General features: G+C 38.8%; 23 protein-coding genes, 3 tRNA genes and 1 pseudogene (1 of these 27 only partly in view). 6 read left to right on the plus strand and 21 right to left on the minus strand.

The features are described from left to right. Nucleotides 1–158 precede the first annotated feature (158 nt). Nucleotides 159–1,262, plus strand: a complete 1,104-nt coding sequence (locus tag MKZ02_RS14255) for an ATP-binding protein (RefSeq protein ID WP_340854154.1) — start codon at nt 159–161, stop codon at nt 1,260–1,262. On the opposite strand, the gene MKZ02_RS14260 is transcribed toward MKZ02_RS14255, so the two are convergent. The 6 genes and pseudogenes from MKZ02_RS14260 to MKZ02_RS14285 form a co-directional block, all read right to left on the minus strand. Next, nucleotides 1,237–1,359, minus strand: a complete 123-nt coding sequence (locus MKZ02_RS14260) for a hypothetical protein (protein ID WP_340854155.1) — start codon at nt 1,357–1,359, stop codon at nt 1,237–1,239. The genes MKZ02_RS14255 and MKZ02_RS14260 overlap by 26 nt on opposite strands. 429 nt (nt 1,360–1,788) lie before the next feature. Further along, a pseudogene (locus MKZ02_RS14265) lies at nt 1,789–3,144 on the minus strand (PepSY-associated TM helix domain-containing protein). Nucleotides 3,145–3,173: 29 nt separating this feature from the next. Continuing rightward, nucleotides 3,174–3,749 (minus strand): DeoR family transcriptional regulator, encoded by a 576-nt coding sequence (locus MKZ02_RS14270; RefSeq protein ID WP_340854156.1) that lies wholly within the window; start codon nt 3,747–3,749, stop codon nt 3,174–3,176. Nucleotides 3,750–4,077: 328 nt separating this feature from the next. Continuing rightward, nucleotides 4,078–4,461 (minus strand): DUF1259 domain-containing protein, encoded by a 384-nt coding sequence (locus MKZ02_RS14275; protein ID WP_340854157.1) that lies wholly within the window; start codon nt 4,459–4,461, stop codon nt 4,078–4,080. A gap of 379 nt (nt 4,462–4,840) precedes the next feature. Next, nucleotides 4,841–5,335: a DinB family protein gene (locus MKZ02_RS14280; RefSeq protein ID WP_340854158.1), complete on the minus strand. Its 495-nt coding sequence runs from the start codon at nt 5,333–5,335 to the stop codon at nt 4,841–4,843. A gap of 136 nt (nt 5,336–5,471) precedes the next feature. Beyond that, nucleotides 5,472–6,002: a GNAT family N-acetyltransferase gene (locus MKZ02_RS14285; protein WP_340854159.1), complete on the minus strand. Its 531-nt coding sequence runs from the start codon at nt 6,000–6,002 to the stop codon at nt 5,472–5,474. 376 nt (nt 6,003–6,378) lie between these two features. Here MKZ02_RS14285 and MKZ02_RS14290 point away from each other — a divergent pair, with 376 nt between their 5' ends. Next, nucleotides 6,379–7,077: a DUF421 domain-containing protein gene (locus MKZ02_RS14290; protein WP_340854160.1), complete on the plus strand. Its 699-nt coding sequence runs from the start codon at nt 6,379–6,381 to the stop codon at nt 7,075–7,077. Between the two features lie 141 nt (nt 7,078–7,218). Here MKZ02_RS14290 and MKZ02_RS14295 read toward each other — a convergent pair whose 3' ends face one another. Next, entirely contained in the window at nt 7,219–7,410 is a 192-nt protein-coding gene (locus MKZ02_RS14295) for a hypothetical protein (protein WP_120031226.1), read from the minus strand. A 107-nt stretch (nt 7,411–7,517) separates the two neighbouring features. Between MKZ02_RS14295 and MKZ02_RS14300 the strand changes: the two genes are divergently transcribed. Together MKZ02_RS14300 and MKZ02_RS14305 are read left to right on the plus strand one after the other, a co-directional pair. After that, nucleotides 7,518–7,817 carry a hypothetical protein gene (locus MKZ02_RS14300; RefSeq protein ID WP_120031224.1) on the plus strand — a complete coding sequence of 100 codons (300 nt, stop codon included), beginning with the start codon at nt 7,518–7,520 and terminating at the stop codon, nt 7,815–7,817. A 165-nt stretch (nt 7,818–7,982) separates the two neighbouring features. After that, nucleotides 7,983–8,720, plus strand: coding sequence for an FAD-dependent monooxygenase (locus tag MKZ02_RS14305; RefSeq protein WP_340854161.1), 738 nt, complete (start codon nt 7,983–7,985; stop codon nt 8,718–8,720). A 206-nt stretch (nt 8,721–8,926) separates the two neighbouring features. Here MKZ02_RS14305 and MKZ02_RS14310 read toward each other — a convergent pair whose 3' ends face one another. After that, complete coding sequence (locus tag MKZ02_RS14310) at nt 8,927–10,141, minus strand: WG repeat-containing protein (protein WP_340854162.1); 1,215 nt, start codon at nt 10,139–10,141, stop codon at nt 8,927–8,929. A gap of 232 nt (nt 10,142–10,373) precedes the next feature. Here MKZ02_RS14310 and MKZ02_RS14315 point away from each other — a divergent pair, with 232 nt between their 5' ends. Next, on the plus strand, nt 10,374–10,958 hold the full coding sequence (locus MKZ02_RS14315; RefSeq protein ID WP_340854163.1) for a TetR/AcrR family transcriptional regulator: 585 nt from the start codon (nt 10,374–10,376) through the stop codon (nt 10,956–10,958). A gap of 59 nt (nt 10,959–11,017) precedes the next feature. Further along, nucleotides 11,018–12,211 carry an MFS transporter gene (locus MKZ02_RS14320; protein ID WP_340854164.1) on the plus strand — a complete coding sequence of 398 codons (1,194 nt, stop codon included), beginning with the start codon at nt 11,018–11,020 and terminating at the stop codon, nt 12,209–12,211. Between the two features lie 180 nt (nt 12,212–12,391). Here MKZ02_RS14320 and MKZ02_RS14325 read toward each other — a convergent pair whose 3' ends face one another. From MKZ02_RS14325 to MKZ02_RS14385, 13 genes are all read right to left on the minus strand, one after another. Beyond that, nucleotides 12,392–13,465 carry a M42 family metallopeptidase gene (locus tag MKZ02_RS14325; protein ID WP_340854166.1) on the minus strand — a complete coding sequence of 358 codons (1,074 nt, stop codon included), beginning with the start codon at nt 13,463–13,465 and terminating at the stop codon, nt 12,392–12,394. A gap of 147 nt (nt 13,466–13,612) precedes the next feature. Beyond that, nucleotides 13,613–14,593 (minus strand): ABC transporter ATP-binding protein, encoded by a 981-nt coding sequence (locus tag MKZ02_RS14330; protein ID WP_340854167.1) that lies wholly within the window; start codon nt 14,591–14,593, stop codon nt 13,613–13,615. After that, a complete protein-coding gene (locus tag MKZ02_RS14335; RefSeq protein WP_340854169.1) occupies nt 14,571–15,584 on the minus strand; it encodes an ABC transporter ATP-binding protein in 1,014 nt (337 codons plus the stop codon). Before MKZ02_RS14335 ends, MKZ02_RS14330 begins: the two co-directional genes overlap by 23 nt. A gap of 37 nt (nt 15,585–15,621) precedes the next feature. Further along, on the minus strand, nt 15,622–16,890 hold the full coding sequence (locus MKZ02_RS14340) for a hypothetical protein (protein ID WP_340854171.1): 1,269 nt from the start codon (nt 16,888–16,890) through the stop codon (nt 15,622–15,624). Then, nucleotides 16,881–18,005, minus strand: coding sequence for a response regulator (locus MKZ02_RS14345; RefSeq protein ID WP_340854173.1), 1,125 nt, complete (start codon nt 18,003–18,005; stop codon nt 16,881–16,883). The genes MKZ02_RS14340 and MKZ02_RS14345 overlap by 10 nt, the downstream gene beginning before the upstream one ends. 12 nt (nt 18,006–18,017) lie before the next feature. Next, complete coding sequence (locus MKZ02_RS14350) at nt 18,018–18,824, minus strand: sensor histidine kinase (RefSeq protein WP_340854175.1); 807 nt, start codon at nt 18,822–18,824, stop codon at nt 18,018–18,020. A gap of 23 nt (nt 18,825–18,847) precedes the next feature. Beyond that, complete coding sequence (locus MKZ02_RS14355) at nt 18,848–19,741, minus strand: ABC transporter permease (protein WP_340854177.1); 894 nt, start codon at nt 19,739–19,741, stop codon at nt 18,848–18,850. A 14-nt stretch (nt 19,742–19,755) separates the two neighbouring features. Continuing rightward, nucleotides 19,756–20,694, minus strand: coding sequence for an ABC transporter permease (locus MKZ02_RS14360; RefSeq protein WP_340854179.1), 939 nt, complete (start codon nt 20,692–20,694; stop codon nt 19,756–19,758). 159 nt (nt 20,695–20,853) lie between these two features. After that, entirely contained in the window at nt 20,854–22,467 is a 1,614-nt protein-coding gene (locus MKZ02_RS14365) for an ABC transporter substrate-binding protein (RefSeq protein ID WP_340854181.1), read from the minus strand. A 482-nt stretch (nt 22,468–22,949) separates the two neighbouring features. Beyond that, on the minus strand, nt 22,950–23,171 hold the full coding sequence (locus MKZ02_RS14370) for a hypothetical protein (protein WP_340854183.1): 222 nt from the start codon (nt 23,169–23,171) through the stop codon (nt 22,950–22,952). Nucleotides 23,172–23,253: 82 nt separating this feature from the next. Further along, nucleotides 23,254–23,327: transfer RNA gene (locus tag MKZ02_RS14375), tRNA-Arg, on the minus strand. A gap of 108 nt (nt 23,328–23,435) precedes the next feature. Beyond that, nucleotides 23,436–23,507, minus strand: a tRNA-Asn gene (locus MKZ02_RS14380). A gap of 6 nt (nt 23,508–23,513) precedes the next feature. Further along, nucleotides 23,514–23,567, minus strand: a tRNA-Ile gene (locus MKZ02_RS14385) (it continues 20 nt past the right edge of the window).

Consider the following 23,567-nt stretch of genomic DNA (forward strand, 5'->3'; position numbering starts at 1 on the left):
AGCAATAAAAAAAAAGACCTTTGTCAATCTTTAGAGATTTTCTATCTTTAAGTTTAACACTATAAAGAAACACAGCCCAAACTAGTGTATAATAAAAAAATTACAAAAACCCCATAAAATGTATTTACTAACCATCATAATAATCGGAGGATGCAAATATGACTCATAATGACACTGGAACTATTCAGAACATTCTTGATAATTATATCGATTATCGAAATCTTATTCCGAAGCATAATGGATTTGTATTTAAATTTATAAAGAAAAACAATGAGTTTATCCATACATTTGCAGAAGGTGACTTTCTAAAAAAAATAGAGATTCCCCCCTCGATAATTGTTGGTAAAACCTTGCATGACTTCTTACCTGAAAGTCATGCAGATGAGAAACAATCTTATTATGAAAAAGCTTGGAATGGCAGCATTATTAATTATGAAGGAAACCTCAATGGATTCTATTATCTTACTTCATTAACTCCAGTAATTATTAATTCACGAGTCATTGAAGTAAATGGGACAGCCATCGAGATTACAGAGCACCGAAAGAACACCCTCAAGATTCAAGAGCTAGAAAAGCTTTCGTTAATTGGTGAATTAGCAGCTGGGGTTGCCCATGAAATTCGAAATCCTTTAACGTGTGTAACCGGTTTTGCTCAAATGATTAAGGAACTTTCAAGTGATAAAACAATAGATAGTTATATAGACATTGTTCTTAGAGAATTAAATAGAATTAATGCCATTGTAAACGAATTCATCTTTATAGCTAAACCGAAAGAAAACATGAAGACTAGGGAAGTGGACATCAAGGCTTTGGTCTCTCATGTTGTAGAATTTATGAAGCCTCAAGCTACTTTAAAAGGTATACATCTTATTAAATCCATTCATTTCGATCAGACATTTACTATTCAATGCGATCCTAATCAGATAACACAGGTACTAATGAACTTGATACAAAACGCGATTGAAGCCACTACTGACCCTGCCACGCAAGAAATAGTTATTTCCCTTAAGAATATGCATGGTGAGAGTGTCTCAATAGAAATTATCGATAAAGGGAGCGGCATTTCGCAAGAGAGACAGAAAAGACTATTTGAGCCTTTCTACACAACAAAAGAAAAAGGGACAGGTTTAGGCCTTATGATGTGTAGACGAATTATAGAAAACCATAACGGTACCATAGAAATTAATAGTCAACTCGGTGAAGGAACGACCGTCATAATCAATTTGCCTAAAGCTTTTAATCATCATCAAATACAGGGTTAGCCACGCCGCGGCAATGATAATCAGCAACCGGTAACCTAACAGCTGGTGGAGGAGGATATTCAACTACTCTTCCTCCCAGCTGTTCATTAAGAATCATGCACCCGCTCCCCCTTTGAGGTGCCCCCCGCTTAAATTTTTCAACTCCCATAGTCTTATGCCGCTTCTCTGACATTCTAATGCGTTATACCAGATGATGCTTTCAATCTTCGGAAAGTATTCATTTCGAATTGGCCTTGCATGTTCTTTTCTTTGAGTACATTCAAAAAACTAACAAAGCGGGTGGGTTGTATCCGGAATCGTGTTAGGAGAGAAAATACCAAGGGATAAACCTTTCATTAGCTCAATGGCCTGTCTTACCCTCAACGGGAAAATAAAAAGGTGCCTAAGATGGTGCCCGTTCTGTCCAGTTTTTGTCTGAATAAAATACGAGCTCTTGTCGCTTTGGAATAATGATCGATCCAGTTACGACTAATAACTTTGATAAGTGAAAAAAAGACTGATCCACACACGCTCGTAACATATTCAATTAATTTACAATGCTTATGTTTTTCCGCTTAAGGTGAATGATCCATTCAATAATACCTACGATAATTAAGGAAATACCAAATAGAGGCATGATCAAACCTAAAGTTACCATAAAGATGATAAAACCAATCGACAGACCACTTGATATTTTTGGTGGAGCTGAGAGTTTCCCCTCTTTTTTGCGAGATAGCCACGTTTTAATTCCCCAAAAAATGACGAATAGGAAGGTTAGACAAACAGCTAAGTTAATCAGTTTATTTGGCCAGCCAAATAAGTGACCTTCATGTAGCGGGATCCCCCATGTAAACCATTTGGCTAAAATGCCATAATCCTGATAGCTCACTTTTGAAATCAATTGTCCACTATATTGATCGAAGTAAGTTGTCATTTCATCATACGGGCTAACATCCAAACCGGTTACACCAGTATTACTCCCCTTAGATACTGTATATACCCCGGCTTCACTCATTGGGTAAACAATTGAATATGGTTTTAAAATATGGGAGCCCTCAATCTTATTCATCAATTGTTGAACACTTAACATATTGCTTTTATTTGGCCTATCCATCATATTCGCCATATCATGATGTGCATGGGGTTCACTTGATGCGGGCGCCTCATTTTTACGAGTAGCCCATGGAATCTCACTCATATCTGAAGCCGGCGGCTGTTGTTGTAAAATGGGAGTCCCGATAGAAGGATACTCTTGAGCTATCGAGTATATAAAATTCCCCATAAATGCTGACCAAGGCAAGCCGGTAAAAATAATCACAATCATTGGAATGGTAATAATTGTTCCTGCGAACGCATGCCATTTTTTATTTTTTTGTCTCTTCGTTGGATTCTGTTTCTTCTTCAATGCCCGTCCCTTAAATGTCATGTACATACCAGAAAACATTAAGAAGATTGCCCAACAGGCAGCTAATTCAACTAAATAATTTACAATGGTTCCACCTACAAAAAGCGAACTATGTATTGATCTCATAACATTTGAATAGGTATATGCCGCGTTTTAACTGCCAACCATTTGATAATTATCATCTAAAAATACATATTTTTGGTCGCCGGCTTTATTTGTCATTGTTAAGCGTGTAGTATACGGTTCCTCTAATACCATAATCTTTGAAACAGAATAGCCTTTATATTGCTCTACTGCGTTCTCAATGCCTTCATCAATTGATAATTGTTCGGTTTTATCGCTCTTCCCAAAGAATAGATGGTCGTAAGCACTATTTTCCACATTTGTATAAAATAGATAACCAATACCGCTTAAGGTCAATGTGATTAATAGCGGTGCGATAAATAAGGCTGCATAAAAGTGCCATCTCCATAAACGATTGTAGTTGCTTTTTTTCACCTCTAAACCCCCATCAAATATCTATTTTTCTACTGTTTTAAATGGCAGCAGCCTTTGTCATGCATTTCACTAGTTATAGCTTGAATAGCTTCTCTAAAACGATATATTTGTCCGCCAAACCCTAATTGGAACTGTTTAGCTTGTTTGGTAGATTCAAAGGCAATAACTTGCGGCTGGCAACAATTCAAATTAATATCTGCATTCAAAAGAAAGCTTGCTGTTTTAGCACTTATCGTTGTATCTTTTAAAAAATCATGACAAATAATTTGAGAGACGTCATTTTCTATATCTTGAAACCGAAGAAGTCCACAATGAGGACAACAAGCTTTCTCCACGTGCTGATTCTTTTTAATTAATTGAACAGATAGTCTTGTATTTGCATCCTTATAGCAATAAGAACAAGTATTAGAAGAAACATAGCTGTTGGCAATAAGAGTAATTCCATTAGATGTTTTAAACACTTTCTGTTGATCAATTAAAGGTTTTAAGTCTCGGTAAACCGTCATTTCGGACACTTCTAATCTTTTGCTGATATCTGAAACGCGCAGTGTCTCTTCTTTTTCTAACCACGTTAAAATTTGTTGTTGCCTTTCTATCGGTAACATTTTATCCCACCACTCTTTATTAAATAACAATCAGAACTATCTTCAAATCACTTATGCTGAAGACCTTTTTATTCACAAATCACAGTTAAAGATTCTATGATAGATCATGTGAAAAAATGTGAGTATACACCATCATTTATAACAGCTAAATGTGAGAAAAGAATGAATAGCATAAAAGTTTCTTAAATAAATGAAATTACTACTGATCATCTCGATAAGTGAAAAAAAAGAGCATGTTTTGAACAATCTTCTTTCAAAACATGCTCTTAATGTATTCAAGTTACTTTATCTGTTTCGCAAGTCGAAAGAAACAGCTCCTCATAAACTATCAAAAAAATTTAAGGCCGGCTTCTTTTGCAGCCTCAAAGCTTTCTCTAGCAAACTCAAAGGGGTCCATTCCAACATTCTCCCAATGCATATACATTAGCCGTGGTTCTTCAAACAGCCAGTGGTTATGAAACGCTGTTACGATCAGTCCTCTTCTTCGTAATGCATCGAGCATTGGATTAACTTCTCTTTGGAGGAGCACAGTTTCCCCTAGGTTAAGACCATTATTTTCAAAAGATAACATAAATGGAAGAGCTACTGGAGAAAGGGTCCTGCGGCCTAAAATAGTTGCTCTAATATCTCGCAGACGCATAATTACACAAGCAGGGGTCGATTGAATTACTTCACCGCCGATAATATCTGCAAGTCTTTGACAATTTGACAAATTTATTCCTCCCTTCATTGTGTTATACTATAGCTTATGAAGAATATGGAAAGCTTGTCTAGGCAGATCAAATAAGAGGATTAATAAAATATTAATTATTAAAATAACTGAGGTGCTCGTCTGATGTAGCTTTCGAATAAAGTTTAATTGAAACAATGTTATTAATTTTGATAAATGAACAAAAAAGAACATGTTTTGAAAAAAAGATTGATCAAATCATGTTCTTCTCATGTTAAATTGAATTTCGTTCCTTCTTTATATCGAAACAATAGAGCTATCTGCTTTTGTTCTTAAAAAGACAGTAATTGCTTAATTATCGTTTTGATAGGTGATTATTAACGTGGTTTAATTTCAGCAGTTAAATAAGCAGCATAGCCCCCTAATCTAAACCAGGCAATCCCAGTATATCCGTGTTCTGAGGGACGTGGCCAAGCAGACGTAACATTGCTACAATTTGCCCTTTGTGATGAAATTCGTGTGTAATTGAATGAACCAATAATTGGTGGGGGGTTTTTCTCACAAATCCACTTTCCGTTCTCCAAGGAAGCTTCTTTTCGATAACTGTATTCAACTCTTCAATAGATTTTTCAAATACTTGTTCTACATATGCATCCGCTTGTTGAAAATAACGTTTAATATCTTCTAGTTGCATTTGATTAATTTCTTTTCTTGAGTAAAGTGGGGTAGTTGTCGCTGAAAGCACAAAAGAACCTAACCAAGCATGATAACATCCCGCTATATGAAAGAAGGAATCTTTTATACTTTGAAAACCAAGGTCAAGTTCCTTGATAAGCTCTTCTTCCGTTAATTCTTTACACTGGTCTAATAAAATGTTTCTTGTTTGTTTTACCCATTCATATTCTAATTTCTCCATTGCCTTCCCTCCCATTAAATTTCCTACCTTTTTTACAGTTAACAGCTCTCGAAATATTCTTATTTTACTGTAAAAAAATAAAAGATGAAATGAAAAACCAAATTCATTCCATCTTTTTAAATAGCTAAACAATTCCTTACAACTTTACACTATCTATTTTCCACTCTTCCTCTAGAATAGCGTAATAATACTCATCCCACCATTCATTTTCCTTTGGGATACATTTTTTAAAATATCCTTCCCTTCTCATTCCAATCTTCTCCATAACTCGATATGATGGAATATTCTCTGGTTGACACGTTGCGATAATCCTATGTAACTTCATTTTTTCAAAACCAAATTTTAAAACCGCTCGTGCTGCTTCAGAAGCATATCCTCTATTGTGATATTTTGGGTTAAACACCCACCCAATCTCATAAGTATGCTCACCAAAATACTTTAAAAAAACGATGTGTCCAATAACAATATTCTCGTCTATTAATACAACAGCAAATTTCTCAGCCGCATCATCCTTGTTTTTATTTATAAATTCTTTTACATCTTCTTTAGTCAAAACACCTTCTGGTATGTATTTCATTACATTAACCTCAGAAGTATATTCATAGACAGCTTGCCAATCATCGAATGTAAATTTACGTATTAATAACCTTTTTGTTTTTATGTTCATTACATATCCTCCAATAAAAAGACTACTCCCCTAATCCTTGTTTCGATATTAAGACAAAAATAACCTCTAAAAATTATCATTCCCTCTCCAATTAAACTGCCCCTTAGTTTAATTTTAATTGTTATGCATTCATATCCCTTTCCTCCTATAAAGTAAAAGAGGGCACCAAATAACAGAACAGCTGCCCGCTGCCTTCATATTTTGGCGCCCTTATTTTCCATTGGGGTATTTATTAATCTGTTATATTTTAACGAACTACGGCATACTGATCATTTCTATATTTTTCAAAAAAATCAATAGAAGATACATCAAATTTTAAAAGTTTGGAACAATACGTAGTAATTTACTTTCCATAATGAATGAAAGGAGTTTAACTATGTCGGTTCCAGAACTAGTTCTAAGGCTTTCTATTTCTTTTATTACTTTATTAGTTTTAACAAGGCTTATTGGAAGAAAAGAAATTTCCCAAATGACCTTTTTTAACTTTGTATCTGCTATTTCAATCGGTACTATAGGGGCTTCTCTTGCTATTGATAACTCACTAAGTATTCGTAACGGACTGATCTCTTTGTTAGGCTGGAGCGCTTTCACCATCTTTCTCGGATTTCTAGATATAAAATCTAAAAATGCACGTTATGCTATTGTAGGACAACCAATCATTCTTATTAGAAAAGGAAAAATTATGGAAAATACTCTCCGCAAGGCGCGGCTAGATATAGATTCTTTAAACACTTTATTACGAAAGAAGAACGTATTTTCCACCTCTGATGTTGATTACGCAATTTTTGAAACAGATGGCACTCTCTCCGTAATAAAAAAGGAACCAAAGCAGACTTTGATTGAGAGCGGCATGAACACCCCAAAAACTAATACCGATTTTTTCCCTCTTCCTATGTCTGTGATTTCTGATGGCGAAATTGATAAAAAGAATTTAGAAAAGTTAAATCTTAACGAGGAGTGGTTAGATCAACAACTACAATCAGCTGGTATCAATTCTATTTCCGATGTCTTCTATGCTGAAGTTCAAAAAGATGGATCACTATATATTGATAACAAAAATGATGTATTTCATTAGGTTTACAGCGTCTTGAAGAGGGCCTCACCCTCTTCCCTATACTTCTGTTTAAATAACATCCTATCCAGACATCCGAACCTGCTGACTTCTTATCACGTTAAGCACCTTACCACCCTTCTAAATAATTGTGTCATCTTCACATTATTTAGGCGTCACTTTCGTCAATGGTCCATCGATAACTACACAATCTGCATTTTCAATTAAGTCGATTTCTGCTGTATTTTTAAGGTTAGGCTCTTTCACCAAATTGCCAACACTTTTTAAAAGGCCGGGAGCTTTGCTGTTTTTTTCTTCCTTCCAATTTTTCCTGAACCAAATCCAGTATGTAGCCATACCCCCAACTGAATAAACGACAGCCACACGAACCTTGTTTGTATATTAATTCTAAATGAGTTAAAATGTGTAATTAATGTTTTTATAAGTGAAAGATGAGGCAAGTTATGAAAAACAATAAAAGATATTCCTGGCTTAGTTATACTTCGTTGACCTTAGGTATATTATTAGCTGCTTCACCAGTCATCCATGCTCGTTCTCCACTAGCATTTGACTTAATGATCGCCTTTTATGTTGGTATTCCGACAGTACTTATCTTAAGTATGACCTCTTTGTTTAAAAGATCTGAGAAGAAACTTTTAGCTTTTTGTAGCCTTGTTTTAGCTATCGTTATGCTTGTTTTTGTAGCTCTTCTTCTCTATATTCCGTATCACAAGTTTGATAATGTTCTATATTTTATTATGTAAATATCACTAGTCACCTTCTCATTTCCAACGAACTGCGACATAAACATATTAATACTGTCGTAGATAATAAAATTGTTCCGTGCAATCATTTTTTTTGAAGATCACTATCCAATAAAACAAGAAAAAGTGGACAACGGAGGATATTAAAATGAAACGGGAGTTACAGTGCGTCTAGAAGATGGAAATGCCATAGAAGGTGATGCACTTATAGCAGCGGATGGGATCCATTCCGTCGTACGGAAAAAATCCCTTTCAACCATAAATCCGCGTTATTCAGGTTATACTTGTTGGCGTGCTGTGGTGAAGCCTCCAAAAGAATTTGTCATACCCGGGGAATTTACCGAAACATGGGGGTCGAAAGGACGGTTCGGCATGGCCCCTCTGACAAATAATCAGATATACTGGTTTGCATGTATCAACGCACCTTTTCAAAGCAAAGACATGTCAGCTTTTACAACGAATGAATTGTCTCATGCCTTTCAAGATTATCATTTCCCTGTACCTGAGTTAATCAAATGGACAGGAGACGAAAAACTCATATGGAATGACATCATTGATCTCAAGCCTACCAATCGCTTTGCTTTGGATAAAATTCTGCTGATTGGTGATGCAGCTCACGCCACTACCCCTAATATTGGTCAAGGAGCAGGTCAAGCCATTGAAGATGCAATCATACTAAGCAAAATTTTAAAGTATAAGAAGTGTAGGGAAGAAGCATTTCTTGAATTTGAAAATTTAAGAATGCCAAAGACAAAAAAGATTATCAATCTTTCATGGCGCATTGGAAAAGTAGCGCAATTAGACAATCCCTTTCAAATTAAGATTAGTAATGCAATCATGAGAAGGCTGCCTGCCAAAATACAAGAAAATCAATTAGAATCCGTTTTCCACACCGATTTTTAATTACTTGGATTAGCATAATCAGCCTTAGATTTTCAAATGACTTTATTAGTGTAACGAAGTATCTTGCACCAAAATTAACCAAGTACATTTTTGCCCCGTCCTAAATCCAGGACGGGGTTATGCTTGTTTGGCTTTTTAAATTACTTTATTGTCCCGTAGCTCTTTCAAACTTTTTTCATTGAAAGGGTGCCGTTCTTCCAGATGCTTCAAAACGCATCATTGATAAAATCTGCGAATAAATCCTTGTCATTCGTTATCACATTTCCCCAAACTACTTTTCCTTTTTTATTTATATATTGCAGCTTGTTTCCCTTCTTCACGAGAGCCAACCCACTTTGAAAATTACGCGCATCGCTAAATGATTGATTGAATAGTTTCTTTCCTGTTTTATTAATGAAAAAATATTTGTTGTCTTTGGATACTAAAGCTACTCCCTCATTAAAATCTGTAGCTGTATCATAAATGACGGGAATAACTATTTCTCCAGTCTGATTAATATAACCGCTCCTAACGTAGGGATCTTCTGCTTGTTCTGGTGTTAATCCAACAACCGCCATCCCTTCTGAAAATGGGCTGGCACTGTCAAACCGGGCTTTGATGACAATTTCTCCATTGTCATTTACATATCCCTCGCCTTCAAAAAAGTCATCAGTATAGTACGGAATCAGTCCTTCGTTCCCATATTTCCATTGTATAATCTTTTTTTCTGTAGCGTCGACGATAACCTTATTATGGTTATCTACTAAATCGACTATCTCAAACTCTTCCTGTTCATCGTCTTCTTTAACAGTGGTAACGGCAAAATAATCCTTATAAATATCCCTAACGACCTCGCCTCTCTTAGGTGTAAACACCTTTTTGCCGTTTTTATCTAAGACGACTTGTTGATTTGTTTTCTTGTCAGTCGCAAATATATATCCTTCCTCTATAAAATCATAGTTATATTTTGGAGAATGAAGATTTTGTCCTTTGTTAGTTAAGATACCCGTGCTGTCTGCCTTTTTATCATAATAGGTGACTTTTCCCATATTGAAATCCAGCTGATCATTTGAACCGCCGTATAATGGCAGCTCTCCTTCACGGTTTTGAAGGTATAAAGGGATTTTCACCTTACCACTTGTATCTATATATCCATAATGTTTTCCATCCTTGCTTACCATCGCTAATCCTTCTGAAAAGTTTTGTGCTGACTTATACAGATAAGGAATCATCAATTGTCCCTTCTGATTTATAAAGCCATACCTTCCATCTTTTTTAACAAGATAGAGCTTAGCTTGTGTAAAAGACTCTGTTTCTTGTGCCTTGCGTTTTTCCTCTTGAGTTTTTATAGAAGATTCATCATTGGAGCAGGCGATAAGCGTTGAAGAGACTAACACACTCAAAAAAGACAGAGACAGCTTGCAGAAAAGTTCTCCCTTCATACATCCTCCCTTTATCATTTTGGTATTATTTTGAATCTGGAATCCTTAGAGCAACTATATCAAATTTTTCTGCCATTACGGCCATTCACCTAAAAAAGAGGCTGCTTTCATTCTGCAATTAAAATAAAGGCTGTCTTTCATTTATTTTGTATATGAAAGAATTAGCTTGCTTGCCGGTCCATTCTCTGGTAAATTAACTTACGAACGTTCGTTAAAAAAGAGGTGATGGTGTGTGAGAAGCAATAAAATCAAAGAAGCAGCACTCAAGTATTTTACCCTCCATGGCTATGAGGGAGCTTCCCTATCGCAAATTGCTGAGGAAGCAGGGATAAAGAAACAATCGATTTATGCTCATTTTAAGAGTAAAGACGATTTATTTTTACAATTACTTCAAGATGCAAAAGAAGTAGAATTATCTTCAAAGTTGCAATACTTTAATGAAAAAGCGGTCAATCACCCGGAGAAGGATCTGTACGGTTTTTTAATTATGGTTACACAGTTATTTCAGAAGGATGAATATATGAAATTTTGGCTTCGAATGTCCTTCTTTCCCCCGGATCACTTATTGAAAGAAATAGAGAAGAACATTATAGATATTGAACAGCAAGTAAAAGAGTCTCTTGAAAAGAAATTTAGTGAATGGATTGAAGCAAAAGTTATTTATGGAACAGACCCCCAGATACCAACGATTGCTTATATAGGTATCATCGATGCGATTATGGTGGAGCTTGTTTATACGAACAGCTTAAAAAAAGTTGAAGACAGGTTGGAAGCTTCATGGAAAGTGTTTTGGAGAGGGATCTCGTTGGAGCGATAGAATCAATAAAAGTTTGTGAGAAAATTTTCCCGTGAAAGCAGAGGTGTGCATACTCACTTATGATTCGTAATCAAAAAATAGTACTTCTTATATTATTAAGCAATATTTTTGTTGCTTTTTTAGGGGTTGGTTTAATTATTCCCATTATGCCTTCCTTTATGAATGAAATGAATTTGTCTGGTGCCACAATGGGCTACATGGTTGCCGCTTTCTCCTTTTCTCAATTATTAATGTCCCCGGTGGCCGGAAGATGGGTAGATCAGTTCGGCAGAAAAAAAATCATCATTATTGGATTGTTTATCTTTTGTCTTTCTGAGCTGCTTTTTGGATTAGGAAAGCACGTTTTAGTCCTATATCTTTCAAGAATACTAGGAGGAATCAGCGCAGCATTTATTATGCCGGGAGTGACAGCCTATATTGCAGACATTACCTCTTTAGAGGAACGCCCTAAAGCATTAGGTTATTTATCAGCGGCTATCAGTACCGGTTTCATCATCGGCCCTGGCATTGGAGGGTTTATAGCTGAATATGGCATTCGAGTTCCTTTCTTTTGTGCCGCAGCAATCGCTTTTCTTGCTGCTATTTCTTCCTTATTTATTCTTAAGGAGCCATTGACAAAAGAACAATTATCCGCTGTTTCCTCTAAAAACAAGAAAGCAAGTTTTGTAAAAGAGTTAAAGAAGTCATTAAATCCTCTTTACTTTGTGGCATTTATTATTGTATTTGTCCTGGCATTTGGGTTATCAGTTTACGAAACAGTTTTTAGTTTGTTTTCTGATCACAAATTTGGTTTTACCCCTAAGGACATTGCTTATATTATTACTATCAGTTCGATATTCGGCATGATTTTCCAAGTCTTTTTATTCGGAAAAATGATTCATGTATTAGGTGAAAAGAAGCTTATTCAATTATGCCTCATAACTGGAGCCATTTTTGCTATTGCTTCAACTGTCGTCACTAACTTCTGGCTTGTTTTGATGGTCACTTGTATTATCTTTTTAGCCTTTGACCTGCTCCGGCCGGCGCTCACCACTTTTCTTTCAAGGACTGCGGGAAATGAACAAGGTTTTGTAGCAGGAATGAACTCCACTTATACAAGCTTAGGAAATATTGTAGGGCCTACAATAGGAGGGATTCTGTTTGATTTCAACATCCATTTCCCTTACATCTTTTCAGCCATTATTCTAGCGGTTGCACTATTTATCACAGTGTCTTGGAAAGAGAAACGATTAGCAGATAGAATCGTTGAATAAAATGATCCATTGAATAGTTACTGCAAAACTATTATTTAAATTAGTTATATAAATGAAAGAAAATGAGCCCATGATATGGACTTGATTCCTATGGAAACCTCTTTTGTTTTTTAAAAACCTACTAATAGGGGCTGTTCCATAAGTCGGTTATCCTGACTCATGGAATAGCCCCCTATCTTTTTATATTTTTTCCTGCAAGGCTTCAATAAATGCTACAATCAACTGTACAGAATATTCCAAATCATCTATATGTACACAACCAGTTGCTGAGTGGATATTACGGGATGGAAAAGAAATGCAGCTAGCTAAAGCTCCGTTGCCTGCTACGCTCATGGCCCAGGCATCTGTTCCGCCATTCAGAACAACTTCCCGCTGATAAGGGATATTGTTTTTTTCTGCCGCTTGAATTAATTTGCGAGTTAGTTTCTTTGGGACATTATTTCCGTGTCCGGTACTCGGTGTCCAGTCATATAGCATAAGCGCGGGACCGCCACCAAGCGTAACTGCAACGTCTTTTTCAGTTAAAGCAGGTGTTCCTCCGGAAAGGCAGACATCAAGGGCAAGACCGATATCAGGTTGGATCCGGTTCGAGATCGGGACGGAACCACGGATGCCCATTTCTTCCTGCACAGTCCCCACTCCATAAACGGTGGGAACGATATTTTTGTCTGCCAGTCGTTTCATTGCTTCCACCATCACTGCGCAGGCTGCACGATTATCAACAGCCTTTCCCGTGAAAATCTTACCGTCATTTAGAAATTGTCCCGTTCTTTGAAATGTCAGATAATCACCGATCTGCACGCCGAGCGCTAACGTTTCTTCTTTACTTGTCGTTCCAACGTCAATATATAACTCCTCAATAGGAATGGCGAGTTTTGCCTCTTCTGGTGTCACAATGTGTGCAGGCTTTCCCCCGGTTATTCCTGTTACAGGGCCCTTTTCTGTATAAATCGTTAGCACTTGGTTGAATGCTGTTCGGTTGTCGTGATAACCGACTGGTAAAATATAAACGAAACCTTGACTATCAATGTTATGAACAATATAGCCGATTTCATCCATATGTGTCGCAAGCATAACCTTAAAATCTGGGTTGCTTCCCTTTTTGATAAATACCTGATTTCCAAGTGCATCTTCAAAGTGTTCGTCTGTCACCGGCTTTAAATGAGCCTGTAGAGCTTGTGCAACACGTTCTTCATCCCCTGATACACCATGAATGGCATCAAATTCCACTAGAAGGTCTTTTAGTGAGCTCATTCCCTCTCCCCCGTTTGCTTTTTTTGTAAAATTAGACAGCTTTTTCATCCTTCTCATTACTCGAAAATCTCGGCAGTCTATCTAGCGCCAACAATTCAACTACATCAGCTACTTACCTCGATCTCCCGGCCAGACGGAAGTTCCAGTCTATTTCTCGTTACTAGCATATAAATGACACGCTACGAAATGTCCCGGCTGTACTTCTTTAAAAATCGGCGCTGCTTCTGTACAGCGAGCAAAGCATTGAGGACATCTGGAAGCGAAGCGGCAGCCCGTTGGTGGATCAATAGGGCTTGGAATATCTCCTTCCAATGTAATTCTTTCTTTCTTTTCTTTCGGGTTATTGATGGGAATTGAGTGTATTAAGGCTTTCGTATAAGGATGTAGCGGCTCTTCATATAAGTCTTCCACCTGGGCCATTTCCACCATCTGTCCCAGATACATCACTCCGACCCGATCACTGATATGCTCCACAACGCTTAAATCATGGGCCACAAAAAGTATCGTCAAGCCTAGCTTTTCACGCAGTGACGCCAGCAAATTCAAAATCTGAGCTTGCACGGAAACATCCAGGGCAGAAACCGGTTCATCCGCAAAAATAAACTTAGGATTTACAGCCAATGCTCTTGCCACCACAATGCGCTGCAGTTGTCCGCCGCTGAATTCATGCGGATAACGGTCCATCGCATCCGTCGGTAGTCCGACCTGTTCTAGCAGCTCTACGATCCTGTCTTTTGCTTGATCTCCTGTTGCTATCCGGTGTACCTTTAACACTTCCTGCAACGTCTGACGGATTGTCAGTCTTGGGTTCAAAGAAGAATAGGGATTCTGAAAAATCATTTGCATTTCTCGTCTTATCTGTAAAAGCTCTTTCCCTTTAAGGCTAGTAATATTTTTCCCCATAAAATAGACACTGCCGCCGGTTGCCTCTTCAATCTTTAAAATACACCTGCCCGTTGTTGACTTGCCGCATCCGCTCTCACCGACAAGTCCAAATATCTCACCTTCCCGGATAGTGAAAGAAAGATCATCCACGGCTTTTAGCAGCTGTGTATGCTTCCCAAGGAAATTCGTTTTTCCAGCGGGAAAATATTTTTTTAACCCTTCAACTTGTAGCAAGGCTGTCAAGACGCTCACCTCCTTCCTTTACTGCCACTTCGGCCATATGACATGCTGCCCAATGAGAAGGAGCGAGTTGTTTCAATGCAGGTTTTTCTGTCACACATATTTCTGTTTTGACAGCACAGCGGGGAGCAAAAGGACATCCATTAATCTCCTTTGCCAGATCAGGCGGTGAGCCTTCGATGGATTTAAGTGTTTTCTCCCTATGACCAAGCTTCGGTCTTGAATCCATTAACGCTTTTGTATAAGGATGCAGCGGTTTCTCAAAAATATTTTCCACACTTGTGCTTTCAACAATTTCACCTGCATACATAACCGATACTTTGTCACAAATTTCGGCTACAACGCCTAAATCATGAGTGATCATCAGAATGGCCATTCCGTATTGCTTCTGAAGCTCTTTCATTAGCCTTAGAATTTGCGCTTGTATTGTTACATCTAACGCGGTTGTTGGCTCATCGGCAATAAGCAATTTCGGCTTGCATGCCAATGAAATGGCAATCATTAGCCGTTGCAGCATTCCCCCGCTAAACTCGTGCGGATACTGATGATAACGCTTTTCCGGTGAAGGGATGGAAAGCTGAGTCATGAGCCTGATTGCTTCTTGTTTCGCTTGCTGCCTGGCCATTCCTTTATGAAAACGAAGCACCTCTGCAATCTGGGCGCCCACTTTAATTAAAGGGTTCAAAGAGGTCATTGGGTCCTGGAAGATCATCGCCACTGAATTGCCTCTGATTTTCTGCATTTGTTTTTCCGTTTGTTTCGCTAGATCAATATTTTCAAAAATCATTTCCCCAGATACAACTTTTCCGTTTTGGCCTTCAACAAGCCTCATGATCGATTTAGCTGTCACACTTTTGCCACTGCCGCTTTCGCCTACAATTCCCATTGTCTCTCCTGATTTGATGGAGAAATTCACAAAGCGAACCGCATGAGCAATTCCCCGTTCTGTTTGAAATTGAGTGGATAAATTTTTTACTGTAAGTAAATCACTCATTTACACATTCCCCCTTTAATAGAAAAGCGGAAGACTTTTATGCTGATTGCTTTTTTTCTTTACTGCGGTATCCTCTGAATAAGAAAGACAGACAAACAGATACCATGGCAGACAGCAAAATTCCCCATTCTAAGCTAAAATGAAACATTCCGTATGTTTCTGCTCCTACACCGGCTAGAAAAACGAAAGCTACGGGCCACCTGGCCAATAGGCTTGTTTCCATTAAATACATAGCTGGAACCACCGGAGCCCAAACAAGAGAGGCAAAGACCATGACATCAAGGATCGTAAGCTTTGGAAGCGTAGTTACTATCAACGCAGCCATTCCTAATACCGCTGCCTTCACGAAGATATCTTTTCGGACAAAGGTTTTATCAACAAAATCACCAGCCGAGGAAGAGAACAAAATGACCAGCAAGGTTACGACTAACAGAACAATTCCAAGCTGTCCGCCAAACTGCTGGACGACTTGAAGACCTACTTCATCATTGGAAGCCGGCCATATGGCGGATGCTTTGGCGACAAACGCCAAGGTTCCCATCGAGAGCGGGACAAAGAACCATATGAAAGATGAAATCGTAAAAGCAAGAGGTCTTTTCTCTTGTTTAATATTCATAAAGATTTTCCGCATGTTTTGATTCAATAGGTGATGAGCCATGAACCGAATGAATAATACTCCTCCTAGAAGCCATCCCGACAGATCATCCAAAATAAGCATCTCCGGTGCCAAAAAGTGAACACCAGAATAGATCGTGGGCACACTCATCTTTAAATATACAAAGGTAGGTAAAAGCACAGTAGCAACCAACGCCAGCATGCTGATGATGAGAGAGCGAATATAAAGATTTTTACTTTTCGCCAAAAGAATAAATTGATAAAAGACGACAAACAAGCCGGCTAAGATCACTATATTTACGCTATAGAAAAGCTTGAATATAAACTTTGCAGCCAATAGGCTTACAATAAAATGTTCTAGATAATAAAGCAGCAAAAGCGGCTTTATTGTTCTTGTCGCATGCACCGGATCATGCGGCACTGCTCTTTTTTTCAACAGGAAGTATAGGCAGAGCAGGCTGGCCAATCCAGCCAGGCAATAGCCGAATAGACCACTCACGCCCTGCTCATATGACAATTGCGCTGCAACAAGAAATGTGGTCAATCCAACCCATTGATTCACGAGGATAACAATCCCTTTTCCTAAGCCAATGGGACGTTCTAGGTCGGGGTTGTTCTTCTCTACTTGCCGAGCACCGATTAACAACAAAAATAAACTAACAAGAGTAAAAATTTGCAATGTTAGGAACATGATTGTTTGTCATGCTCCCTCTGTAAACGGAACTGGCTTGGGGAAATTCCCTCTAGCTTCCGGAAAGTTGAAGAAAAGTAATCCGGACTGCTGAAACCTATTCGGTCGGATATGAACTGAATGGACAGCTCTTTGTTCTTCAATAGTTCCTTTGCCTGTTCAATTCTAATTTTTGTTAAGACATCAACAAACGTAATTCCAAGCTGGCTCTTGAATATTCTGCTTAAATGTGAGGCACTGAGATGAACCTCTTGTGCTAATTGATTCAAAGTAATCGGACTGGCATATTGCTGTGATAAGAAATGAAGGCATTGTTGAATCACCGCTTCATCCTTGTTTAATGCAGCTTGCACAGCACTATCGTACGATTGCTTTAGAAAATCTGGATGGGCAACAGCTTCCCCTACGCCAAACAGCCATTCGATCTCTTTATCCTTCTCCGCAAGCTCTAATTTTAGGAAGGAAAGCTTCTCTTTCACCGTGTAATTGTTTCCTTCAGGACATTCTGTCAAATAGATCCAGTGCCCATCGACAGACTGGGGGACAGCTGTTGTCTTATCAAGTGTTCGGCATACGATGGTATCCCAGAACGCCTTATCAAAAGGTTTGTTACGATTGAATCTGATGACAGTGACCACATTAGGCTGGATATGAAGGTGCGCACCAAAGAGCAGCTTTTTTGATTCCTCTCCTCTTGACCATTTTTCAGCTGCCATTTGCAGCAACAGTAACTGTTCCTCAAGCTCTCTTTCAATCTCATGTTGCATTCTTCTGATCGCATTCATCAGTTCTTCCGGAACCACAGGTTTTAAAAGATAGATGGATGCTCCGGATACAATGGCCTCTTGCGCGTAATGGAATTCACCGTGGGCAGAAATAAGTATGACCTTCACATGAGGCCACTGCGCCTTAATTTTCTGCAATGTTTCAATTCCATTCCAGCCAGGCATTCGAATATCCAGGCAAACAATATCCATGGGCTCATCTTTCAGCATGCTATAGGCTTCATAGCCATTCGCCGCTGTAAATACATCAATCAGGGGGTCAAATGAATGAAGAATGCTTTCAATATTCAAAAGCTCCAAGGGTTCATCATCAACTATGAGTACTTTCATATGGCCCCTCCTTTACGCATGATCATTTTCTTGGAAATCTTGGGAAATAGGTGTGATCGTAATTGTACTGATTGTACCTTTTCTATCCTTCTTAATTGATAATCCACTGTTTTTGCCAAATTGTTCTTTTAGGCGGGAATGGACATTTCTTAGGCCAATAGCTGTTCCGTTCTTTGCACTATGGCTGTGTGCTTTCCATTGTTCAAACTCACGGACCACAGCCTCACTGACTCCTGCTCCGTTGTCTCTAACTTCCAATAGCAGCACTCCATCCGTGCTTGTGGCAGATATACTAATCTTACCTCCGTCCATAGATGGCTCCACTCCATGAATACAGGCGTTTTCAATTAATGGCTGGATAACAAGCATTGGTATTTTCATTTCCAGCAATTCTTCAGGAGCATCAATTTTCCATTCCAGCCTAGGTCCGAATCGAAGCTGTTGAATGGATAAATATTGCTCTGCATACTTCATCTCTTCTTTTAAAGAAATAAGTGAGGCTTTTTTATCTAAGTGATAGCGGAGCAGCGATGACATGGAGTAAATAGCCTGCTCCGCCTCTTTATTTTTTTCTAAACGAATTAACGTCGAAATTGTGTTTAATGTGTTAAAGAGAAAGTGGGGCTGAATTTGAGCGGATAAGTGAAGTAGCTTAGATTCGTTCAGCAGCACTTCGAGATCCGCTCTTTTTTTCTCGACTTCCAAAAAGTCGACTTCTTTTTCGGTTATTAAAATCATGACAATCATAGTGAGACTGATCATTCCGCCAACAATGCCCAAAATGATTAATGCCGTGAATAGATTAAGAGAAAGCAACATAAATCCTCCGGTCATCCATTAGATTAACTTGCTTTTCGCTGTTTTGGGTCTAGCTGGCTTTGCAAACCGTCGCCAAACAAATTAAACGCAATCACGGTGATCATAATAGAAAAACCTGCTGCTAAAGCCGTATTCGGAGAAATGAGTAAATATTCCCTTCCTTCTGACAGCATGTATCCCCAGTCTGCCGTCGGAGGCTGTACACCCAGTCCTAGAAAGCTCAATGCCGCCAAATCGATGATCGCATAGGCGAAGTCGATTGCGACTTGAACAATAATCGGTGACAGGCAATTAGGTAAAATGTGCCGGAAGATGATACGTGTATGGGAATATCCTAAAGCTTGAGCTGCATCGATGTAGGATTGCTCTTTTTCTACAAGTGTCACAGAGCGAACAAGCCTGGCAATCATCGGAACATACACGATACCTAGCGCGATTACAGCGTTTTCAAAGCCTCTTCCAAATGTGGCAACAATAATGAATGCGAGTAAGATGGTTGGAAAAGCGAGAAGAACGTCCCAGACACGGTTTATAAGGTTATCAATCTTACCTCCAAAATAGCCGGAGATAAGGCCTAGTGGAACGCCGACAACAACTGATAGCAATACGACAAACACTGCTCCGAGCAAGGTTGTTCTCGTTCCATAAATGATCCTGCTTAAAATATCCCTCCCTTGCATGTCAGTGCCAAACCAATGTGCAGAGGAAGCAGGCTCTAATGATTTGCTCAGGTCCTGCACATCAGGATCATATGGAGAAATCAGCGGGGCAAACAGCGAAATAAGTATTATCATAATAATAATTATTCCCGACATCACTGACAATTTATTTTTGAAAAGCGGTGACTTCCATACACTTCTTTTTTTCTCTGCTGGAGCTGCCGGCAGTTGTGCAGGTGGCTGACTTTGGAGTTCCATCGTATGCCTCCTTTCTATTTATAACGTATTCTTGGATCGATAATAGCATAAAGAACATCAACGACAAGGTTGATCAGCAGGAAGACAACCACCATAAAAAGCATGGTTCCCTGGACAACGGGGTAATCACTCGTTTGGACCCCGTTAATAATAAGACTGCCCAGCCCTCCCAGACCAAATGTGTATTCAACAAGCACTGTTCCTACAATGAGAACACCGATTTGGATTCCGGTTACAGTGACAAGTGGTATAAGTGCATTTCTCAATGCATGTTTGAAAATAATGGCTTTTCGCGGCAACCCCTTCGCTACAGCTGTTTGAATATAGTTCGTGTTCATTACTTCAATCATACCGCTTCTTGTAATTCTGGAGTTTAAAGCGATCATATTGAAGCTCAGTGCGAGAGAAGGAAGCAGCAAATGAATCAAGTTCTCATTAAATCCGCTCCCCGCTCCAAAAGCAGGCAGCCAATCCAAATGGTAGGAAAATAACAGTACCATCAAAATACCGGTGAAGAACACAGGAGAAGATACTCCCACGAAAGCGAATAAAGTTGAGAGGTGATCCATCCAAGTGTTTTTCTTAACAGCTGACAATATACCAAGCGGTATGGCGATGATCAAGGTAAAGATCATACTCATGACAATTAATTGGAATGTGAGCGGCAGGCGCTCCACGATCATATTTGTGACAGATTGCTTCATTTTGAAACTCTCGCCCAAATCTCCTACAGCCACGTTCTTCAACCAGATGGCATATTGTTCTATAACCGGCTTATTCAAGTGGTATTTTTCACGGATATTATCTAAGACTTCCGGTGACGTTTGGTGTCCGCCCGCCATGATGATTGCCGGATCCCCGGGTACCAGTCTTGACATGCCAAAAATGAGAACAGATACAATGAATAATATGGGAACTAAAAAGAGAAGTCTCCTTATAATATAGCTAGTCAAGCCTACACCTCCTTCAAGGGAAAATAATTTACGCTATCGCCCTTCCTTGTTCCAAGCATTAATCCATGCTGCCCCATATCAAAAAGGAAGACTTCCGAAGGGAGAATCTCCCCTTCTTCAAATAAATGCTTGATGAAGAGGAGCTCTTTCATACTGCCATTATTTTAATTTAATGTTTTTTAAGATATCATCCCAATACCATAATGGAGTGATATGATAACCTTCCACGTTATTGGTCATTGCCATCATTTGTTTTTGATGGCTTAGTGTGATCCATGGCGAATCTTCCGCAATGATTTTTTGTGCTTGAATCATTAGCTCTGCACGCTTGTCATGGTCGATCAACTTGTTTTGTTCTTCAAGCAGCTTATCAACTTCTGGATTTTTATAGTTGGCGTAATTGGCACCGCCATCAGCTGTGTTAGCTGAGTGGAATAACGGACTTAAGTTTCCTGAAGGATCTGGGAAATCCGACCCCCAGTTTTGCACCGCAATATCATAATCTCTGGCGCCGCCGAATGTACGGGTCATCAATTCCTCTCCAGTCAGCTTTTCAACCTCTAATTCAATGCCAAGCGGCTTAACTGCAGCTTGCAACGCCAAAGCAGCATTCATTCGGAGACTGTCTCCATCAGTGGAAATGGTCGCTTTGAAGCCGTTCGGCACACTTGATTCTGCCAATAATTTCTTTGCTTTTTTTATGTTGGAAGAGTAGTCAGGCAACTCTTTCTTTGCAGCTTCCCACTTATCTTTAGAAAACGTCCACATGACTGGCGGCACAGTTGACCCTTCAGCAGGAATCCCCGCATCTTTAACAATCTGCTTTAAAATTTTATCTTTATCAAGCGCATAGTTCATTGCTTGTCTTACCTTAGGATCATCAAATGGCTTTCTTTGTGTATTGAACTCGATACCATCTATTAAATATGAATCTGACGTATCCAATCTCACATTATCCATTTCTTTTATTTTTTCCACTAGATCCAGAGGAAGCTCTGTGGCAATATTTAATTGCCCCGTTTTCAACCCGGTAATTCTCGTTGTGCCCTCGGGAATCACTTTGAAAACCGCTTTATCCACATAAGGGCCGCCCTCTTTATTCCAGTAATTTTCATTTTTCTCCAAAACAATTTCTGATCCTGTTTGCCAGCTTACAAACTTAAAGGACCCTGTCCCCAATAGTCCACCTTCTGGCTTGCCGAAGTTTTCTTTATGTTCCTCAAAATACTTTTTAGAAATTACATGTCCAGCAGTTGTTGCAGGTACATATTGCCACAAAGCATCAGGCTCTGATAATGTGACTTTAATTGTCCAATCCCCATCTTGTTCAATCTTCTCTACATTTTCATACATCCAGCCTACATAGGAAGCGGTTGCAGGATCTTTAATTCTTTCCATTGAAAACATAACATCTTCCATTGTCATCGGACTTCCATCTGAGAAGGTCACGTCATCGCGGATATGATAAATGTATGTCTTCTCATCAGGATTCTCCCATTCCTTTGCAAGGTTAGGAAGAAGCTCGCCGTTTTTATCGAATTTAAGCAATCCTTCTGTGATGGAGTTAACGACTGGTCCTGTCGCAAAATCGTAGGAAAAGGCCGGATCAATGGCAACGGCGTCCTGTGCAATCCCGATTGTGACCGTTCCGCCATTCTCGCTATCTTTTCCACCATTTTCTGAGCCGGCATCTTTTTTTCCGGAACAGCCTGCAAATATAAACAGTAGAAAAGCGCTTAATAAAACGAATGCCAAATTTCCTTTTCTCTGCATCTTTTTTCCCCCTTTATCTCTGATTTATTTAGATTATATAGAATATTTAGAAAATAAAACTTTAAAATCTTATCAAAATCTCTTGAAATTCTTATCAATTTAATACGAAGTTTTTTATACAGAGAATCCGCACTTGTTAGATATGGGTATATCTAGTAACTAATGCTTGTTGAGAAGTATTTTTAATATTTAATTTGAATTTTGCACATTGTAAATTTTGTTAAAATCAAGAAAATGGATCTCGTAAAACAATCAATGAAAACGTACAGCACTTTCTCTATACGTTGAATGATTATATAGGTGTTGTGCTTGTATTCTTGATTAAAGATGTTGTTTGGAGAACTCCTATTTTAACTTTTTTGATCGTCATTCAATTATCAAATCGCCTCTAGAAATAGATTCGTCATTTTGAGCAGTGAGCGGCTCTTTTCCTCTTAAGATCCCTTTTTAGAACTGCTTCGGGAGTCTACCGTGTAACTAGCCTAAATAGCCTTCAAACAACTTGATAACATAATCCGGAAAGTCAATTTTATTTCCTTTTCTAGCACGTCTTCTTCGGTCAAATTGTTTTGTACCATAAAGAACGCCATATCGTCGAACATCAGGTTCACACAGCTGTATATATCTCTGGCTTCTTTCCATCTCTCATCCAGCCCGATGACTTTAACCTGCTGCTGGAGATTGCTGTATTGCTCATCCGGCATTTTCGACATTTCCATTAAGAGGGATGTCAAATAGAAAGTTAAAGAGCAAAAAAAAACAGAAGGGGTTTTCCCTTCTGTTTTACGCGCCTTAGAGGATTTGAACCTCTGACCTGCAGCTTAGGAGGCTGCTGCTCTATCCTGCTGAGCTAAAGGCGCATTTAATATAAAAATAACCCTTCTTTTCTTCTTTATATAGAAAAATAGGGATTTTCATTTAAAAAAGTGGTGACAGCAGAGAATATCCTTTTCCTTACACAAAAGTAACTCCGCAGGCAAGATTCGAACTTGCGACCGATCGGTTAACAGCCGATTGCTCTACCACTGAGCTACTGCGGAACAAAGTGGGCCTGAATGGACTCGAACCATCGACCTCACGCTTATCAGGCGTGCGCTCTA

The organism is Pseudobacillus sp. FSL P4-0506 (genome assembly GCF_038003025.1).
Lineage (GTDB): Bacteria > Bacillota > Bacilli > Bacillales > Domibacillaceae > Pseudobacillus.

Bases quoted from the DNA above. Each gene is read 5' to 3' on its own strand.
- MKZ02_RS14255 (WP_340854154.1), top strand. From the start codon at position 159: ATGACTCATAATGACACTGGAACTATTCAGAACATTCTTGATAATTAT.
- MKZ02_RS14260 (WP_340854155.1), bottom strand. From the start codon at position 1,359: ATGATTCTTAATGAACAGCTGGGAGGAAGAGTAGTTGAATATCCTCCT.
- MKZ02_RS14270 (WP_340854156.1), bottom strand. From the start codon at position 3,749: ATGTTACCGATAGAAAGGCAACAACAAATTTTAACGTGGTTAGAAAAA.
- MKZ02_RS14280 (WP_340854158.1), bottom strand. From the start codon at position 5,335: ATGGAGAAATTAGAATATGAATGGGTAAAACAAACAAGAAACATTTTA.
- MKZ02_RS14285 (WP_340854159.1), bottom strand. From the start codon at position 6,002: ATGAACATAAAAACAAAAAGGTTATTAATACGTAAATTTACATTCGAT.
- MKZ02_RS14290 (WP_340854160.1), top strand. From the start codon at position 6,379: ATGTCGGTTCCAGAACTAGTTCTAAGGCTTTCTATTTCTTTTATTACT.
- MKZ02_RS14295 (WP_120031226.1), bottom strand. From the start codon at position 7,410: ATGGCTACATACTGGATTTGGTTCAGGAAAAATTGGAAGGAAGAAAAA.
- MKZ02_RS14300 (WP_120031224.1), top strand. From the start codon at position 7,518: ATGAAAAACAATAAAAGATATTCCTGGCTTAGTTATACTTCGTTGACC.
- MKZ02_RS14310 (WP_340854162.1), bottom strand. From the start codon at position 10,141: ATGAAGGGAGAACTTTTCTGCAAGCTGTCTCTGTCTTTTTTGAGTGTG.
- MKZ02_RS14320 (WP_340854164.1), top strand. From the start codon at position 11,018: ATGATTCGTAATCAAAAAATAGTACTTCTTATATTATTAAGCAATATT.
- MKZ02_RS14325 (WP_340854166.1), bottom strand. From the start codon at position 13,465: ATGAGCTCACTAAAAGACCTTCTAGTGGAATTTGATGCCATTCATGGT.
- MKZ02_RS14335 (WP_340854169.1), bottom strand. From the start codon at position 15,584: ATGAGTGATTTACTTACAGTAAAAAATTTATCCACTCAATTTCAAACA.
- MKZ02_RS14340 (WP_340854171.1), bottom strand. From the start codon at position 16,890: ATGTTCCTAACATTGCAAATTTTTACTCTTGTTAGTTTATTTTTGTTG.
- MKZ02_RS14345 (WP_340854173.1), bottom strand. From the start codon at position 18,005: ATGAAAGTACTCATAGTTGATGATGAACCCTTGGAGCTTTTGAATATT.
- MKZ02_RS14350 (WP_340854175.1), bottom strand. From the start codon at position 18,824: ATGTTGCTTTCTCTTAATCTATTCACGGCATTAATCATTTTGGGCATT.
- MKZ02_RS14355 (WP_340854177.1), bottom strand. From the start codon at position 19,741: ATGGAACTCCAAAGTCAGCCACCTGCACAACTGCCGGCAGCTCCAGCA.
- MKZ02_RS14365 (WP_340854181.1), bottom strand. From the start codon at position 22,467: ATGCAGAGAAAAGGAAATTTGGCATTCGTTTTATTAAGCGCTTTTCTA.
- MKZ02_RS14370 (WP_340854183.1), bottom strand. From the start codon at position 23,171: ATGCCGGATGAGCAATACAGCAATCTCCAGCAGCAGGTTAAAGTCATC.